Origin of the sequence: Lelliottia sp. CFBP8978, from assembly GCF_034046055.2 — a bacterium.
GTDB lineage: Bacteria > Pseudomonadota > Gammaproteobacteria > Enterobacterales > Enterobacteriaceae > Enterobacter.
Window position 1 is genome coordinate 3,677,097 of sequence record NZ_CM188253.1, and the last position, 16,258, is coordinate 3,693,354.

At 52.4% G+C, this 16,258-nt stretch carries 13 protein-coding genes; 7 read left to right on the forward strand and 6 right to left on the reverse strand.

Annotated features, from left to right (window positions below; translation table 11 throughout):
- The first annotated feature begins 62 nt into the window (after positions 1–62).
- The 5 genes from SOM82_RS17200 to SOM82_RS17220 are packed head-to-tail and all read left to right on the forward strand — an operon-like array spanning position 63 to position 6,401.
- A complete protein-coding gene (locus SOM82_RS17200) occupies positions 63–1,490 on the forward strand; it encodes a sugar porter family MFS transporter (protein ID WP_320461417.1) in 1,428 nt (475 codons plus the stop codon).
- Between the two features lie 49 nt (positions 1,491–1,539).
- Entirely contained in the window at positions 1,540–2,940 is a 1,401-nt protein-coding gene (locus SOM82_RS17205) for an MFS transporter (RefSeq protein ID WP_320461374.1), read from the forward strand.
- A gap of 21 nt (positions 2,941–2,961) precedes the next feature.
- The gene (gene ilvD / locus SOM82_RS17210; protein WP_320461375.1) at positions 2,962–4,668 is read left to right on the forward strand and encodes a dihydroxy-acid dehydratase; all 1,707 of its coding nucleotides are present in this window, start codon (positions 2,962–2,964) and stop codon (positions 4,666–4,668) included.
- On the forward strand, positions 4,668–5,573 hold the full coding sequence (locus SOM82_RS17215) for a dihydrodipicolinate synthase family protein (RefSeq protein ID WP_320461376.1): 906 nt from the start codon (positions 4,668–4,670) through the stop codon (positions 5,571–5,573). Before ilvD ends, SOM82_RS17215 begins: the two co-directional genes overlap by 1 nt.
- Before the next feature lie 45 nt (positions 5,574–5,618).
- Positions 5,619–6,401 carry an SDR family NAD(P)-dependent oxidoreductase gene (locus SOM82_RS17220; RefSeq protein ID WP_320461377.1) on the forward strand — a complete coding sequence of 261 codons (783 nt, stop codon included), beginning with the start codon at positions 5,619–5,621 and terminating at the stop codon, positions 6,399–6,401.
- A gap of 70 nt (positions 6,402–6,471) precedes the next feature.
- Here the strand turns inward: SOM82_RS17220 and SOM82_RS17225 are convergent, their stop codons facing one another.
- Entirely contained in the window at positions 6,472–7,311 is an 840-nt protein-coding gene (locus tag SOM82_RS17225; RefSeq protein ID WP_320461378.1) for an alpha/beta fold hydrolase, read from the reverse strand.
- Between the two features lie 188 nt (positions 7,312–7,499).
- On the opposite strand from SOM82_RS17225, the gene SOM82_RS17230 reads away from it, so the two are divergent.
- Positions 7,500–10,421 carry an autotransporter family protein gene (locus SOM82_RS17230; RefSeq protein ID WP_320461379.1) on the forward strand — a complete coding sequence of 974 codons (2,922 nt, stop codon included), beginning with the start codon at positions 7,500–7,502 and terminating at the stop codon, positions 10,419–10,421.
- Positions 10,422–10,551: 130 nt separating this feature from the next.
- Entirely contained in the window at positions 10,552–11,196 is a 645-nt protein-coding gene (locus tag SOM82_RS17235) for a DUF2238 domain-containing protein (RefSeq protein ID WP_320461380.1), read from the forward strand.
- A 176-nt stretch (positions 11,197–11,372) separates the two neighbouring features.
- Here the strand turns inward: SOM82_RS17235 and SOM82_RS17240 are convergent, their stop codons facing one another.
- From SOM82_RS17240 to SOM82_RS17260, 5 genes are all read right to left on the reverse strand, one after another.
- Positions 11,373–11,741, reverse strand: a complete 369-nt coding sequence (locus SOM82_RS17240; protein ID WP_320461381.1) for a phage holin family protein — start codon at positions 11,739–11,741, stop codon at positions 11,373–11,375.
- 188 nt (positions 11,742–11,929) lie between these two features.
- Positions 11,930–13,723 (reverse strand): glycoside hydrolase family 19 protein, encoded by a 1,794-nt coding sequence (locus tag SOM82_RS17245; protein ID WP_414672130.1) that lies wholly within the window; start codon positions 13,721–13,723, stop codon positions 11,930–11,932.
- 234 nt (positions 13,724–13,957) lie between these two features.
- Positions 13,958–14,917 carry a LysR family transcriptional regulator gene (locus SOM82_RS17250; protein ID WP_320461382.1) on the reverse strand — a complete coding sequence of 320 codons (960 nt, stop codon included), beginning with the start codon at positions 14,915–14,917 and terminating at the stop codon, positions 13,958–13,960.
- Positions 14,918–15,035: 118 nt separating this feature from the next.
- Complete coding sequence (locus tag SOM82_RS17255; RefSeq protein ID WP_320461383.1) at positions 15,036–15,581, reverse strand: glycoside hydrolase family 108 protein; 546 nt, start codon at positions 15,579–15,581, stop codon at positions 15,036–15,038.
- An 18-nt stretch (positions 15,582–15,599) separates the two neighbouring features.
- Positions 15,600–16,043: a winged helix-turn-helix domain-containing protein gene (locus tag SOM82_RS17260; RefSeq protein ID WP_320461384.1), complete on the reverse strand. Its 444-nt coding sequence runs from the start codon at positions 16,041–16,043 to the stop codon at positions 15,600–15,602.
- Positions 16,044–16,258: the final 215 nt, after the last annotated feature.

The window sequence follows — 16,258 nt, forward strand, 5'->3', positions numbered from 1 at the left end:
TGCTGCGCTTCACGCCGCTCTTTTGCGCTTATAACAACGTCAACATAAAAAAAGGTGTCATGATGAACACAGCGTTGAACCCTACAAAAACGAACCGGCAAACATTCCTTGTTTGCTTTCTTGCCGCCCTTGCCGGCCTGCTGTTTGGCCTGGATATGGGGGTGATTGCCGGCGCTCTGCCGTTTATTGCCAGTGAATTTCAGCTAAGTAGCCACCATCAGGAGATGGTGGTCAGCGTGATGATGTTCGGCGCGGCGCTTGGCGCGCTGTGTAGCGGGCCGATGTCCTCCAGCCTGGGGCGCCGCAAAAGCCTGCTGCTGGGGGCGATTCTGTTTGTGATCGGCTCCGTGGGCTGTGCCTTTGCCGACGGCATCATCGCGCTGACGGTGTTTCGCTTTATTCTTGGCCTGGCGGTTGGCATGGCGTCCTTTACGGCCCCACTCTACCTGTCGGAAATTGCCCCGGAACGCATTCGCGGCAGCATGATCTCGCTGTATCAGCTGATGATTACCATCGGTATTTTCGCGGCTTTCTTATCCGACACCGCATTCAGCACAGGCGGACACTGGCGCTGGATGCTGGGTATCATCACTTTCCCGGCCCTGATCCTTTTTATCGGGGTGTTAACGCTGCCGGAAAGCCCGCGCTGGCTGGCGATGAAAGATCGTCACGAACTGGCAGGTAAAGTTTTACAGCTGCTGCGTAATTCCGATAAAGAAGCGCAGGACGAGCTGAATCAGATCCGCGAAAGCGTCAAGATGAAGCAGCGCGGCTGGCAGCTCTTCCGCCACAACCCGAACTTCCGCCGCTCCACCTACATGGGCGTGCTGTTGCAGTTTATGCAGCAGTTCACCGGCATGACGGTGATCATGTATTACGCGCCGAAAATCTTCGAAATTGCCGGTTTCTCTACCACCCATGAACAGATGTGGGGCACGGTGATTGCCGGTCTGACTAACGTACTGGCCACCTTTATTGCGATTGGTCTGGTCGATCGCTGGGGACGTAAACCGATCCTCAAGCTGGGCTTTGCCGGCATGGCGGTGTGCATGGGTATACTGGGCTACATGTTCCACAGCGGCATCACCAGCCCGACCGAACAGTACGTTGCCGTTATCGTGCTGCTGATCTTTATCACCGGCTTTGCGATGAGTGCCGGCCCGCTGATCTGGGTTTTATGCTCTGAGATCCAGCCGCTGGCCGGGCGTGATTTTGGCGTCACCTGCTCCACCATGGCGAACTGGATCGCCAATATGATCATCGGCGCCACCTTCCTGACGCTGATCGACACCATCGGCAGCCCCAATACCTTCTGGCTTTACGGCGCACTGAATCTCCTGTGTATCGTGCTGACCATTCTGTTTGTACCGGAAACCAAAAACATCTCTCTGGAAAACATCGAGCGCAATCTGATGCGCGGCAAAGCGCTACGCGATATTGGCCTGCGCAGCCACGATCCGCGTTCAGAAGATCCCCTCACCGCACACTGAGCTGATGTGACCTGCCACCGCGCAGGTCCCTTACCCTGGAGGCAATGCTATGAATAAGCTCACAAAAAACAGCCCGACTGGTTCAGGTCTGGAGAGTCTGGTCTATGGCAAGATCACCCGACGCCTGATCCCGTTTTTGATCCTCTGTTATTTCTTTGCCTATCTGGATCGCGTCAACGTCGGTTTTGCCAAATTACATATGCAGGATGCGCTGAACTTTAGCGATACGGTTTATGGCCTGGGGGCCGGGATCTTCTTTATTGGCTATTTCCTGTTTGAGTTGCCCAGCAATTTGCTGATGCAGCGCTTCGGGCCTCGCTTCTGGATCGCGCGGATTATGGCCACCTGGGCGCTACTCTCTGCGGCGATGGTTTTTGTCTCCACGCCGAATCAGTTTTACGTACTGCGCTTTCTGCTGGGCGTGGCGGAAGCGGGTTTCTTCCCGGGCATCGTGTTTTATCTCACCCTGTGGTTCCCGTCCTGGCGTTCGGCCCGCACGCTGGGCCTGTTTATTCTGGTTACCCCTCTTTCGACCATTATTGGCAGTCCACTCTCCGGGTTGATCCTTAAAGTATTTGAAGGCGTAGACGGCCTGCATAACTGGCAGTGGCTGTTCCTGGTGGAGGCTATCCCCTCTTTCCTGTTGGCTTTTGTCGTGCTGCGCTACCTCGATAACGATGTCAAATCGGCCCGCTGGCTGAGCGAGGCTGAAAAACAAGTCGTGATCAACGATCTGGCAAAAGACGCGGCCAACCGCGCGCGTTCGGGTCAGGGAAAAGTTGACAGCAGCCTGAAGGCGATGCTGACAAACGGCTATGTCTGGCTGCTGGCGCTGGTCTTTTTCAGCTTCAACATCGGCTATTACGGCATCAACTTCTGGCTGCCGTCGATCATAAAAAGCTCCGGCGTGAGCGATGATTTTCATATCGGGTTGCTGGCTGCGCTGCCGTATGTTTTTGGCGCGGCATTTATGGTGTGGAACAGCCGTCACTCCGATCTGAAACAGGAACGCCGCTGGCATATCGCCATTCCGGCCCTGATCGGCTGCGTGGGTCTGACTCTCAGCGCCTGGTGCAGCGGTTCCACCTTCTGGATGATGGCGTGGATCTGCCTTGCCATGTCCGGGACCCTGGCGCTGATCCCCACCTACATTAGCCTGCCAGGCGCGATGCTCTCCGGCACCGCCGCCGCTGCGGGGATTGCGCTGGTGAACTCGGTGGGCAATCTTGCCGGCTTCTTTGGCCCGACGGTGCTGGGCTGGCTGAAAGACACCACCGGTCGCACCGACCTCGGGTTGTACATTCTGGCGGGCTTTCTGCTGCTTTGTGCTCCGCTGATCCTCGCCCTGCCCGCGCGTCTGGCAAACCCAAAGACGTTTGCGCCTGAACCTGAACACCACGATGAGCGGCCTGGCGCTGCCCATCCTGTCAACGCGGCTACCCGTCGCTAACGTAATAAAGAGATAACGAATATGAGTGGATGTGGAGGATGTGCCAGCTGTGGCACGCATTTCAACCCGATCCTTGAAGGTGATGACGGCGCGCTGAAACGTGCGTTGTACAAATCAATGGGCCATACCGACGAGCAATTGCGTCGCCCGGTAATTGCAGTGGTGAACAGCTATACCAATGCCACGGCCGGTCACGCCAATCTGAATGAACTGACGGCAAAAGTGCTGGAAGGCATTGAAGAGGCCGGCGGCGTCGGCATGGTGTTCGGCACGATCGCCCCGTGCGATGGGATCGCCGAAGGCCATCTGGGCATGCGCTATATTCTCGCCGCCCGCGAAGTGATTGCTGCGTCTATCGAAGTGATGATGCGCGCCCACCGCTTTGACGGCATGGTGCTGCTCGGCTCGTGCGATAAAATCGTTCCGGCGATGTTAATGGCCGCTGCGCGCCTGGATATCCCGGCGATTATGGTCAACGGCGGCCCGATGTATCCGGCTGAATACAAAGGCAAACACTGGGACGGTAATATCGTTACCGAAGCCATCGGCTGGAAGAAACGCGGTGAAATCAGCGAAGAAGAGTTCGCGCATATCGAAAATATCGCCGAACCAGGACCGGGCTCCTGCACCATGTACGGCACGGCCAACACCATGTGCTGCATCGGTGAAGTGCTGGGCATGAGCCTGCCGGGTAGCAGCACGCTGCCTGCCGTCTCTAAAGAGCGTCGGGAATGCGCGCTGGAAACCGGTCGTCAGGCGGTGAAACTGGTGCAGGACGGGGTTAACGCCCGTCAGATTATTACCCAAGAATCGATCCATAACGCGATGGTGTACCTGCTGGCAACCGGCGGTTCCACCAATGCGATCCTTCATTTACAGGCGATTCATTACGAAGCCGAGCTCGGCCATTTGCCGCTCTCCGCGTTCGACAAACTGAGCCACCACGTTCCGCTGGTTGCCTCGCTCTATCCGGCGTCTGAGCACGATATGATCGACTTCTGGGAAGCGGGCGGCGTGCAGGCCGTCGAGGTTGAAATCAGCCAACTGATGAATCTTGATGCGCTGACCGTCACCGGAAAAACCAAAGCTGAACTGCTGGCCGTCACCCCATCAAGCTGCCGCCCGGAAGTGATTCACACGCTGGCGATTCCGGTGCGTAACGAAGCGGGCGTGGCCGTACTGCACGGTAATCTGTCGCCGCTCGGCTGCGTGGTGAAACCGGCTGCAGTGCCGGAAAACCTGATGGTGTTTCGCGGTCCGGCGGTGGTGTTTAACAGCGAGCAGGAATCCGTTGAGGCCATTATGTCCGGCCAGATAAAACCGGGCAGCGTGCTGGTGCTACGCTACGAGGGGCCAAAAGGCGGGCCGGGGATGCCGGAGATGTATAAACCGATGAAATCCCTCGAAGGAATGGGACTGTCTGATACCTGCGCGCTGATTACCGACGGGCGTTTCTCCGGCTCTAACCGCGGTCTGTTCGTCGGCCATATTTCACCGGAAGCGGTCGAGGGCGGTGAGCTGGGTCTGGTGGAAGATGGCGACGAAATCTCCATTGATATTCCAGCCCGTTTGCTGACGTTACATGTCAATGAAGCGATCCTGGCGACACGCCGTGAAAACTGGAAAGCGGTCAATAAAGAGGTGCCACGCGGCTTCCTGCGTCTTTATCGTCGCTGGGCATTACCCGCCGCACAAGGCGCGGTGCTGGCAGACCGGGAGGACGACTAATGGCTCAACGCTACACCGCCCGGGAGATTATCGGGGTTAACCCGATTACCGCGATGCCCTTTACCGCACAAGGTGAGGTGGATGAAAAAAGCATGGTGCGGCTGCTGGAGCATCTTGCCAACAGCGGCGCGCAGGGAACGACGCTGTTCGGGATCGCCAGCGAATTTCCGAAATTAAGCGATGACGAGCGTAACCGTCTGGCGCAGCTGTTTGTGTCCACACTGGCGGGCGGCCCGATATGGGGCGCGATGTCGGTCACCGACCACAGCACAGAGCTGGCGGTGAAGCGCGCCCGATATTATGCCAGTCTCGGGGCGGATGCCCTGATGCTGCTGCCGCCGTTCTTTCTTCAGCCTAACCCGCAGGCGATTCAGGAGCACATTTTTGCCGTGCTGGAAGCGGTCGATATCCCGGTGATGGTGCAATACGCGCCGGGGGAAACCGGCCTGTCTATCACACCTCAACAGCTCGCCCTGGTGGCGAAGCGCTACCCGCACGCGGTATTCAAAATCGAGTGTCATCCGCCGGTCGATTATACCCGCGAGTTTCTGGCGCTGGCCCCCGAGGCCAGCGTCCTTAACGGGTATGCCGGACTGTATATGCTGCAAATGCTGAACGCTGGCGGGAAAGGCGTGATGCCGGGCTGTTCTTTCACGGAAATCTATGTGCGCATTTATCGCCACTGGCAGAACGGCGAACATCAGCAGGCCGAAGCGCTGCATCAGTCTCTGCTGCCGTTTATTCAGCGCTGGATGAGCCACTGCGAATACATTATTCAGGTCGAAAAGACCCTGCTGATGCGCAGAGGCATTATCGCCACCGATTATTGTCGCCGCCCCGGCTGGTTACTGACGCCGGAAGACGATCGCCTTATTCACTCGTTCATGAGCCAGTTCCAGCTATGATCGCAAGGCCGCGTCCCGCGCGCGGCCTGCTCTGAGGTTTTCACTATGACGCTTAAAACAACGCAACGTATTGTCATTATTACGGGCAGCAGTCAGGGTATCGGTCAGGCTATTGCCCATACTTTTTTAGCGAACGGCGATATTGTCATTGGCTGCGCATTTCCTGCTGCCGAAAAAACCCCTGCTGTCCGGCAAATGTTGGCCGATTATCCGGATCGTTATTTTTATGACTCTGTTGATGTGACCCGCACGGAGGAAATTAAACAGTTTATTGACGGCGCAGAAAAACGTTTCGGCAGAATAGATATCGTGATTTCTAATGCCGGAAAAAATATCTTTAAAGGCATCGACTGTGAAGAAAATGACTGGGAGCATAACTTCAATCTTAATTTGCGCTCGCACTGGTATCTGGCGAAATGTGCGCGTCCGGCATTACAAAAAACGCGAGGGACCATTATTATCATTACCTCGAACCATGCTTTTTCAACCATGCCCGGCTGCGCGCCTTACAATATCAGTAAACGCGCGTTGCTTTCCCTCGTTCAAAGCCTGACCATCGAATGGGGACCTGAAATTCGTACCGTGGGGATTGCTCCCGGCTTTATTGATACGCTCGGTAATCAGGCCTGGTTCGATGCCCATCCTGACGCGCTGCTCGCCCGTGAAAGAACCATTAAAAAACACCCCGTGGGGCGAATTGGCCGACCAGATGAAGTGGGCGAATTATGCCTGTTTTTATCGGGCGACAAGGCGGGCTTTATTGCCGGGACCACTATCGTCATGGACGGCGGGCGCAGCGCCATTATGCAGGATGAAGACGATCGCTGATATTGCGTGCCCGGTACGGGGCAATAACATTCACAGGGAGATGAAGCTCTCCCTGTGGGTACAACAGCGGTCAACACGCGGGCATTGCTATCGCCAGTAATTGTGGCCAGATGGCCGCCCAGTCAGAGCCATGCGCCATGCCGCGAACCGATTCAACCCGCGTACAGCTTCCGCCGACGCGCTGCTGAAAACGCCTCGCGACATCAGGGGGAACGGTTTTATCGACATCGCCGCTGAAATGAATTTGTGGCAGCGTTTTCAGCGTCTGCGCATGATCAATAGCGCTCATTGCGGCAGGCATGGCACTCACGTGATGCCACGCATTCACGTACCCGACGTCAAGATTCCCCGCCACGGTGCGCAAAGTGCGCACATCCGTGCGCCGTTCGGCCAGCAGCGCGGCAATATTGCCGCCGCCGGAATAGCCCACCAGCTCGATTTTCACCCCCGGGTAGCGCTGCACAAACTGACTGAGCGCCCTGTTCATGGCATCAATGACAGCAGGTGAAAAGCGGTCGTCAGTCCACAGGTTCACGCTACACCCCGTCGGTAAAGGCGGCCCAATAAACTGGCACGGGCGGGCGAGATAGAGCACGTTTGCACTGGGATCTGCCCCTGCCAGCGCCAGGCCAAGCGGATCGCGTGGCGTCGGATTATCAGAGGGTCGCGTCCGGCTTTTCCAGGCAAAGCCATCGCCTTCGATGTAGACCCGCAACGCATTAACCGGCGGCTCAGTTCGGCTCCATGTGACGATCGGGAAAGGCGTTGTGGGGATAATTTCTCTGGTAAGACCTGCACGTTGGGCGATTTCATTCGCATCGCGGTGCGAATCGTCAGAAACACAGCCTGCGAATAAAAAAGATAAATTAATCAATAAGACTGCAAAGAATATATTCTTCCTTCCCGACATACCTCGATTCGCCTTAAGTAAAATTAAAAACACCATAAAAAATGTGGAATTATTTCAGCAAGAAATAATTAAGCAAATCTTATTGTTTTTTGCAACAAACTGTATATTCTCGCCGGAATGATATCGGATTAATCCGAAGAATAGATATCTGCACTTTTATAACAACCGCAACTTTGTGACGGCCCACCATGAGAAAAAAATACCTTAGCCAGCTAATTTCATTGCTGGTGGCTTCAACGGCAGCGCAGGGGCTGCTGAGCACTCACGCCTTAGCAGCAACAGACGTTATCATTGACGATTCAGCGATAAATATACAGGTTATTGGCGCGACAGATTCCCTTCATGTCACCCAAACCGGCTCTATTACCGGTTCTCCAACAACGGCATTAATCATTAACCAGGGCGCATCGGTAACACAGTTTACCAACGATGGCGCTATTAATGACGATCTTGATGAACCTGTTAATCAGCATAGCAATATCGTTCAGATTGACGGATCCGTCGGTACTTTAACGAATAACGGAACAATAACCAGCGGTAACCGCTACCATTATGGCAGCATCGTGGCGTTAGGCTCGTCGGGCGTGGTGGATAATTTCATCAATAGCGGCACAATTAAAAATGCCGAAGATAATTATAATTTCGGCATTGAAGATACCGGCGCGCTGGATAATGACGGTCATATCCGAAACCTGGTCAATACCGCAGACGGCGTTATATCCGGCTATCGTGGTATTACCAATATGGGAACGATTGATAAATTAACGAATGCGGGCATTATCGCCTCAAGCACCGGTAATTCTGCTATGTTTCCCGGCCAGAACGGCGCTATTTTCAACCGCGGCACAATTGATACCCTGCTGAATACGGGAACCATTAAAAGCGGCGATCTCCACTTTTATGATAGTGCGGGTATTTTTAACTGGGGCACGATTAACACCCTGATTAATGAAAATATCATTAAAGGCAGCGCCTTCGGTATTACTAACCACGGTGATATCGGCACGATTGAGAACAATGGTGTTATTTCTGCCAACAGCTACGGTATTTTCTCCAACAGCTCGTCCGATAACGGCATCGGCAAAATCACAAACCACGGCGAAATTAATGGCAGTTACGCCGGCATTTATATTTCAAACTACAGTACGCTGAATTCGGCGACCCAAATCATTAACACCGGTACACTGGTGGGCGGGAGCTATGCCCTGTATGTTTACGGCGATACCAACGCCAGCACTGAAGTGACGCTGACCAACAGCGGCAAAGTCATGGGCGATATTTTTTCCTCAAGCGCGGCGCCTTTAACGCTTAACGGCGGAAGCAACACCATGGGCACGCTGACGGGGCTGAATAGCGACAGCATTGGCACCATCACCAGTAACCGCTCTGGCGTGATCTTCGGTACCGGTTCGCTGCTGCTGAACGACAATGTGTCAGCGCCAACCATCCTGAACGATGCCGCGTTGTTGCAGGTGAATAATAACATCACGCTGAACGGCGATTACCACCAGAAAGCGGCTGCGACGCTGATCTCCGGGGTTTCGGATCTGGCAATAACCCGCGGGGATCTGATCGCCGATACCGGCTATGGCCGACTGAACGTCATCGGTAATGCGACGATCGATGAGGGGTCCAGCGTTAGCCTGGCGCGCACAGGCAACACCTACAAATTTGCTGAAGGTCAGCGTTATGTGGTGATCAATGCAACGGGCTCAGACACCGATTACAACGCCGACAAACTGAAGTACACCGCCCTCGGCTATCGCGGTGCGGTGAATGGCTCCGTGTATGAGGATGGCGCGAACAAAGCGCTGGTGCTCACCGTTGGACCCGAAAAGATCACACCGCCAGTGGTGACGCCGCCGGTTGTTACACCACCCGTTGTCACTCCGCCTGTTGTGACGCCACCGGTAGTGACCCCGCCGGTCGTGACGCCACCGGTGATCGCTCCGCCAACTCCAACCAAACCGGTACTGGCGACTCTCCCGAGCGCAACGGCTGCGCTGGGCGGTCTGGCGAGTTATTCAGGCATCTCCTCGCCACAGCTGCTGGATCTGTATAACGCCTCGCTGGCTATTGACAGTAAAGGTGAAGCAAACCGCGTCGGCGAGCGTCTCTCTCCGGGCCAGAACATCAACACCAGTTCAGCGGCGAATGTCGCCACCTCCACCGCCCAGGCCGTGGTCGGTGCGCACATTGACGCCGTGCGCAATCCGCAAGCCTCCGGTACCAGCGGTGTGGCGACCGGCGATGATTACAGCAGCAACTGGATCATGTGGGGCCAACCGTTTGGGGGTTACGCTCGTCAGGACAGCACCGCAGAAATCAGCGGTTACACCGCCAAATTTGGTGGCCTGATTCTGGGTGCCGACCGCGCGCTGGGCGACGACTGGCGTCTGGGTGCGGCGCTGAACTACAGCAACACGTCGGTCCACGGCAAAGGCAACCTGAGCGGAAACACCTCTACCGCCGATAACTACGGCATCATTGGCTATGCGGGTTACACGGGCGATCCGTGGTATCTGAATCTCTCTGCTGGCGTTAACCGTCAGAACTACAGCTCCGTTCGCCGCGCTGACTTCACCGGCTTCTCCGGCGCAGCCCAGGGCAAATTTAACGGTCAGTCGGTCACCCTGCAAACCGAAGTGGGCTATCCCTTCACGCTGCCTGCCGACGTGGTTCTGACGCCGCTGGCCAGCCTGACTTACGGGTATCAGCACGTTGATGGCTATAAAGAGACGGGCGGCAATGGCATGGCGCTGGATGTGGGTAGCACACACTCGCAGTCGGTCGTCAGTGATATCGGTCTACGCGTTGAGAAAACCTTCGCGACGGGCCTTGGCAACCTGACACCGTTCGCCCAGCTTTCCTGGCTGCATCAGTACGATAACCGTCAGGTCAGCAGCCGCGCCTCCTATGCCGCTGATACGATTGGTGAAACCAGCTTTATCACCAAAGGGGCGTCACCGGTAGAAGACATGGCTGGCGTCGCCATCGGCAGCACGCTGTACGACGCGGATGAGCTGAGCCTCGACGCCCGTTATGACCTGCAGGCGGGCGAACGCTATCAGGCGCATACCTTCAGCCTGCGTTTACGTAAAATGTTCTGATGATTGTTCAGTACTGCTAAACAACGGGGCCAAATACGGCCCCGTTTTTTGTAACGGCGCAACACATTGAATTTTCCGCTTTATGCGTCGATAGTTGTCATTTCCCGATCGCTAAATGACATGGGTACGTATGCACTCTCAAGCACTCAAAGGCGGCGCGCTGCTTCTGCTGCTGATCCTGATTTACACCGGTATTTTTACCGCTGACCGCATCACCTGGCTCATGGAGGTGACGCCGGTTGTCATCATCGTGCCGCTGCTTCTGGCGACCCAACAGCGCTATCCGCTGACGCCTTTGCTTTACCTATTGATTTTCTTTCATGCCATCATTTTGATGGTGGGCGGAATGTACACCTACGCCAAAGTCCCGATCGGCTTTGATGTTCAGGAGATGTTCAGTCTTAGCCGCAACCCGTATGACAAGCTGGGCCACTTTTTCCAGGGGCTGGTGCCCGCGCTGGCCGCCCGCGAAATTTTGCTGCGCGGCGGGTATGTGAATGGCCGGAAAATGACAGGCTTTGTGGTGTGCTGTATCGCCCTGGCGATCAGTGCCACTTACGAGCTGATTGAATGGTGGGCGGCTCTGGCGATGGGACAAGGTGCGGATGATTTTCTCGGCACCCAGGGGGATCAGTGGGATACCCAATCGGATATGTTCTGCGCCCTGCTCGGCTCGCTGACCACCGTGTTAATCCTTGGACGCTATCATCAGCGTCAGCTTGAACGCTACTTCCCGCTCGCTGTGCCAGCGTTTGATCGTTCAGTACAGAAATAGTTCATCGTCACGCCCCGTTCCCCTCGCAAGACGCCGTCTGTCAGGCGAGATCTTGCTTCGAGGGGAACAGGATTTGACACTGTTTGCGCGCTTTTCATTTTGCTACTCCCTGGTTTTATGACCTGTGATGAATCAGCCCGCAATCCCTGTAGCGGAAAGCGAAAAGAGGCTTACCGTTACTTATTGCCCTTAATCTTCATGTCAGGCAGGCTCGAACCGGTGGCTTTTTCCGTAAACTCATTAATTTTCTTACCTAATAAGGTAATAATTGGCCCGGAAAACACGCCCCCCAACCCGGCTAACATCAGAACTTTGTCGTTCTGTCCGTTATGGGCCAGCGCCACAACGCTTAATATAAACCCGCTGAAGCAGGACATAATGACCTGGCAAATAATATCGGGCATATCGCTCAACGTAATATGACCATGCTTTGTCATAATATATCGAACTACCCCTCCCCACGCGGCCATCGCGAAAATGGATACCACCACCGAGTGATCGACATTAATAATATCTCTGAAAGTTGTTGTTACTACGCTAACCATAAAAGGTTCCTCAGACGAAAAGAAATAAAGTGAACGGGGAAAGATTACTGCGGCGCGGTTGGCGGGAAAAATCACATTTTCCCATTTTATGCGATGAGATCTACCGGCCTGATTTGACTTAAAAACAGCGGGGAGGTTTATCCCCTCCCCGCCGCGATGAGACTGCTGATGATGTTTTTCACAGCCGCTTATTTACAGGTTTTGATCTCTTTCCACTGTGACCATTCGCCCGTGAATTCCGGATTGCCCGGTTCATTGTTTTGGGTCCAGTAGTTAGCCAGATATTGTTTACCTTTCCAGTTCACGTTCTCACCGCCGTTATAAATTTTGGCGGATTCCCAGCTGTCAGCACAGGTTTTACCGGTGTCCGGTTTTGGCAATGGCTGAACCTGAGGAATTACCGTTAAGGTATACGTCGCAACATCGCTTTTCTTACCATCAGAAACGGTCAGGCTAAAGGTGTACTGTTTTTTGGCGGTAACCACCGGTGCGACAAACGAGATGCTGTCACGATCGTTGCCCTCAAGAGTGGAGCCATTCGGCAGCAACCAGGTATAGGAGAGCTTGTCACCATTGGCATCGCTGGAGCTTGCCGCATTCAGTGTCACGTTCGCCTGGCCTTCAACCTCACCCACCGGACCGGTCAGTACCGCAACGGGGGCAACGTTGGTGTCACCCGGTGCAGGTGTCGGCGTTGGCTCCGGTGTTGGTGCTGGGGTCGGTGTTGGCGTTACCGGCTCTTCTTTACCTGACTCATCGACAATTTTCACGTTAAAGAAGTGCTGTACGCAGCGCTGATAGTCACCCTCTTTGAAAGCGGAGAATGGTGTCTGGTAGCCCACCAGCTGGCAGGAATAAGTCTGCCCGGTTGGTGTGCTAGGATCCCAGCCCCAGTCCTGCTCCCAGTATTGCGGCAACGCACCAGAGCCTCCTTCGTCAAACTGCTTCATATTTTTGCAGCCCAGCACTTCGTCTGCCGCAATCGGCACTTTCAGATATTCAGCTTCGCTTCTGTAGTAGGAGATGCGGTTTTCGCCCTGGGCAATTTCCGTTGGACCGCCGCACTCCACGCCGCCGTTAATAATCTGAATGGTGACGCCGAACCCCGGAACCAGACCGTTTTCTTTATCGTGCGCGTTCGGCTTCCAGGTGCCGTCAATGACGTGCAACATGCTTGGCTTAGGTGCCTGAGGCGTGACGTAGAAGAACACGGCGCTGGCGAGGTTCAGCCAGGTGTCTGCCACCAGTTCAGGCTTGTCGAGCAACGTTCTTACCGTGCCAAACATGGCATCGGAGAAAGGCCCATAGTTATAGTTGTAGGAGAGTTGTTTCGCCCCGCGACCAAAATAGCTGACAAAATCACCGTCTTTATCCTTACCGCACGGCCAGGTTTGCCCCTGCCACACATCAGGATTACATTCGCCGTTATAGCCGCCTTTTTGCCCCTCTTCCCAGCCCATTTCGCGTAACCATTTCAGCCCCTGCCGCCACTCGGCTTCAGGACGCCAGCTTTCGTGTGCGCCCGTTTCCTGAGCAAAGTGGGCAAACATCGTTGCCAGCCCTTTGCGACAGATCGCATCGGAATCACGTCCGTCGGTATAAGTGCCGCAAACGGCCGGGAACTTACCGATAGCCTTGAGGTAATTTTCATAGCTGTATTCCGGGGCGCGCAGCGGGAAAATATAATCCCACTGTTCGCGGCTCAGAAGTTTTTCGACACGTTTCACGTTATCCGGGTTTGCAGCGCGCCCGGGGGCAATTTTTTCTACCGAATCATTGTCCAGCGTGCGGATCGAGGCTTTGACTTCCTGCATCAAAGGGTTTTGCGTTAACGAGTCTTCTTTTTTCTTAATATCACTTTGTTTAATTACGTAGGGTTCAGAAGTGGTGGGCGTTTCCTCTGCATAAGTCATAGCCGGGATGGCTAATAAACAGGGGAGAGCGACAGAATAACGTTTTAGCCGCGAGTGAATTCGACTCATAGTAGGCACCTTAATTTTTAATATAACTTACCAGCAGAACAGTTAATAGGCTCTGCATGACATTCACAGGAATAACTCCTGAATCCACAGATTAGCAGGAGTCAGTTTGATAAACGTATAAAATAAAAACATCATTATTTAAAATAAGATAAAATCATCTGACCTGGTTTATTTATATTTAATAGCTATTGAGATGATATCTTTGAGCAATATCAGTTCTTTTCCATTGCTCAATCAGTAATGACAACAGACTTCTTCGCATTTAGATTTACATATCGAGGAGACGATACTTTCCATTCCACGAACTTTATCTTTTTTCTTTTTATAATTTGCATAAATGCAGATTTTTTTACAACAGACCTCATCCGGTAACTCCATCATCACAATATTGCTGTGATGATGATTAATATAATTTCCGACAATCTTGCGCGGTAGGATGGCCAGCATACCTCTGTGTTCAACGGCAGAAATGACGCCATTGATCGATGATGAATGGTAACCCACTTTAACCATCGCTGTATTTCGACCGCCAAAAGAGCAGTTATCTTTACAGGAATAATTGACCAGCGACTCCGCGTTATAAGTATACACCGCGTGATGAATCATATGATAATGGGCTAGCGTAACTTTCTTCTGATTAGCCAGCAGGCTGGACTGGCTCACGACAACAACGAAGTCATCAAGAGAGTCAATGAGCGTTGATGTCACTTTTTCATTTCGCAGGGGAAAATCACTGATAATGAGATCGCTGAATGATTGCAGTAAACAGTCAACATATTCGTCATGACTGCATTTGATATGATGATTAAATTTAAACTCTGTGTCGCTGAAATTCGCCTGTTGATACAGATTTTGTAAATAATAGTGCTCAAATAAATCCGGGCAGGTCACATTGAGAGACGACTGACCTCTCACGTTATCATTTAATGTCAACAAGCCATCATTAATAAGATCCAGCGCATGTAAAAAAACCTGATTAATCTGCAATGCATCATCGGTAGGCTTTAAGCCCTGCGACGTGCGGACAAATAATTCGGTCCCCAACTGTCGCTGTAACTTACTGATCGAAAGACTCACCGCTGATATAGAGAGATTAAGATTGAGAGCCGCGCGCGACAGATTGCCCGAGGTGATCACTTCGTTCATCACCTTAATCAAATTGTAGTCAAAATCATTATGTTTACTGAAATTCATCCGTTTGCTCCATATAAAAAAATGATCTGTCTCTTGTGTCATAATTTCCCCGGTAAATAAAGTAAAAAAAACTCAACTTTTACAAAAGAAACATTAACGGATTGTTATTAAAATTTTATTAATCGATATGAACTCTTGCACGCATCCAACCATAGATGAAAGACTCGTTCCCTTGCTTACCTTCGGCCAGTTCAAGATAGCGTTGCCCCTGACTACAGTTTAATGAGGTCAACATCACGGCCTCGCCTTCTTTACCGCGAATCTTCAGGAAGGTGGCCAACGTGTTAAGCGTCGCAGGACCGATTTTCCCGTCAATATCAATATCGCTATAATCTGCGCCCTTTCGGTTATAAGCATTTAACCAACGCTGCAGCCATTTAATGCCAACCGACGGTCCCATATTCGTTCCGGTATCACAAAGCTCCATCGCCAAATCCGGAGACAGCTGATTCACTTTGTCAAATCCTGGCTGATACCAATAGTTTTTTTCCAGTATTGTGTAGGCGTTTTCCCGGGTAAAATCTTTCATATCACCGGTGTATCCATAACTTCTTGCCGTTTTTTCAGTTATTCCCCAGTGCGTTGGCCCACCGACGTCATCAGGATGATTGACATATCCACCCTCATTTTTCAGAATTTCTTCAATGACAGGGTTTTTCGACATAACAGATTCCTCAATGATTTATTTTGTTAACCAGAAGAACAAAGCAGTAACGATAAAAATCAGTGAAAGTGAAATGCTAATCATAATGGGCGACCAGGAGAGTTGAGATCGCCTATTTTTGGGTTGAATCGGTTCAATTTTTACCATGGCGTTAACTTTTATGCCTGCCTTTGGAATAGTGACAAAGAAATCATTCACCCCCAAAGATTTAAAGTCTCGCCGGATAAGATATAAAACTTGAGTCAGGCTGGCTTCACTGCTGAACTTACTTCTTGCTCCCCACAGAGCGTCAGAGAGTGCGGACTTTTCAATCACTTCATCATTAGCATGCTGAACAATATAACTCAGGCAGCGTGCCTTCATTGATGTCATTTTTATGACAACATCAGAATTTAAATCTTTTAGCTCCTTTGTATCCTCATTAAAAACATAATGTCCAGCGATAAGATAAGCGCCCATCATTTAATACTCTCCGTTTCGATTGATTGCACGGTATGGCATGACTGATTCCGCCAACTGGAATAAGCGTATATGAATTTGTTTATTTCACCATGCATTCTATGGCATTAAATAAGTAATGCGATCTTTCGCAGAATATGAGATGCAATTCGAGTATTCATCAAATACCTGTTGAGCAAAACGAAAATACTCCGTGATTGGCCTGTCACTCTGCTGAT

What these genes read in the sequence shown, in the direction of transcription:
- SOM82_RS17230 (WP_320461379.1), top strand. Translation starts at nt 7,500, where the DNA reads ATGAGAAAAAAATACCTTAGCCAGCTAATTTCATTGCTGGTGGCTTCA.
- SOM82_RS17245 (WP_414672130.1), bottom strand. Translation starts at nt 13,723, where the DNA reads ATGAGTCGAATTCACTCGCGGCTAAAACGTTATTCTGTCGCTCTCCCC.
- SOM82_RS17260 (WP_320461384.1), bottom strand. Translation starts at nt 16,043, where the DNA reads ATGATGGGCGCTTATCTTATCGCTGGACATTATGTTTTTAATGAGGAT.
- SOM82_RS17235 (WP_320461380.1), top strand. Translation starts at nt 10,552, where the DNA reads ATGCACTCTCAAGCACTCAAAGGCGGCGCGCTGCTTCTGCTGCTGATC.
- SOM82_RS17215 (WP_320461376.1), top strand. Translation starts at nt 4,668, where the DNA reads ATGGCTCAACGCTACACCGCCCGGGAGATTATCGGGGTTAACCCGATT.
- SOM82_RS17240 (WP_320461381.1), bottom strand. Translation starts at nt 11,741, where the DNA reads ATGGTTAGCGTAGTAACAACAACTTTCAGAGATATTATTAATGTCGAT.
- SOM82_RS17205 (WP_320461374.1), top strand. Translation starts at nt 1,540, where the DNA reads ATGAATAAGCTCACAAAAAACAGCCCGACTGGTTCAGGTCTGGAGAGT.
- ilvD (WP_320461375.1), top strand. Translation starts at nt 2,962, where the DNA reads ATGAGTGGATGTGGAGGATGTGCCAGCTGTGGCACGCATTTCAACCCG.
- SOM82_RS17200 (WP_320461417.1), top strand. Translation starts at nt 63, where the DNA reads ATGAACACAGCGTTGAACCCTACAAAAACGAACCGGCAAACATTCCTT.
- SOM82_RS17220 (WP_320461377.1), top strand. Translation starts at nt 5,619, where the DNA reads ATGACGCTTAAAACAACGCAACGTATTGTCATTATTACGGGCAGCAGT.
- SOM82_RS17255 (WP_320461383.1), bottom strand. Translation starts at nt 15,581, where the DNA reads ATGTCGAAAAACCCTGTCATTGAAGAAATTCTGAAAAATGAGGGTGGA.
- SOM82_RS17250 (WP_320461382.1), bottom strand. Translation starts at nt 14,917, where the DNA reads ATGAATTTCAGTAAACATAATGATTTTGACTACAATTTGATTAAGGTG.
- SOM82_RS17225 (WP_320461378.1), bottom strand. Translation starts at nt 7,311, where the DNA reads ATGTCGGGAAGGAAGAATATATTCTTTGCAGTCTTATTGATTAATTTA.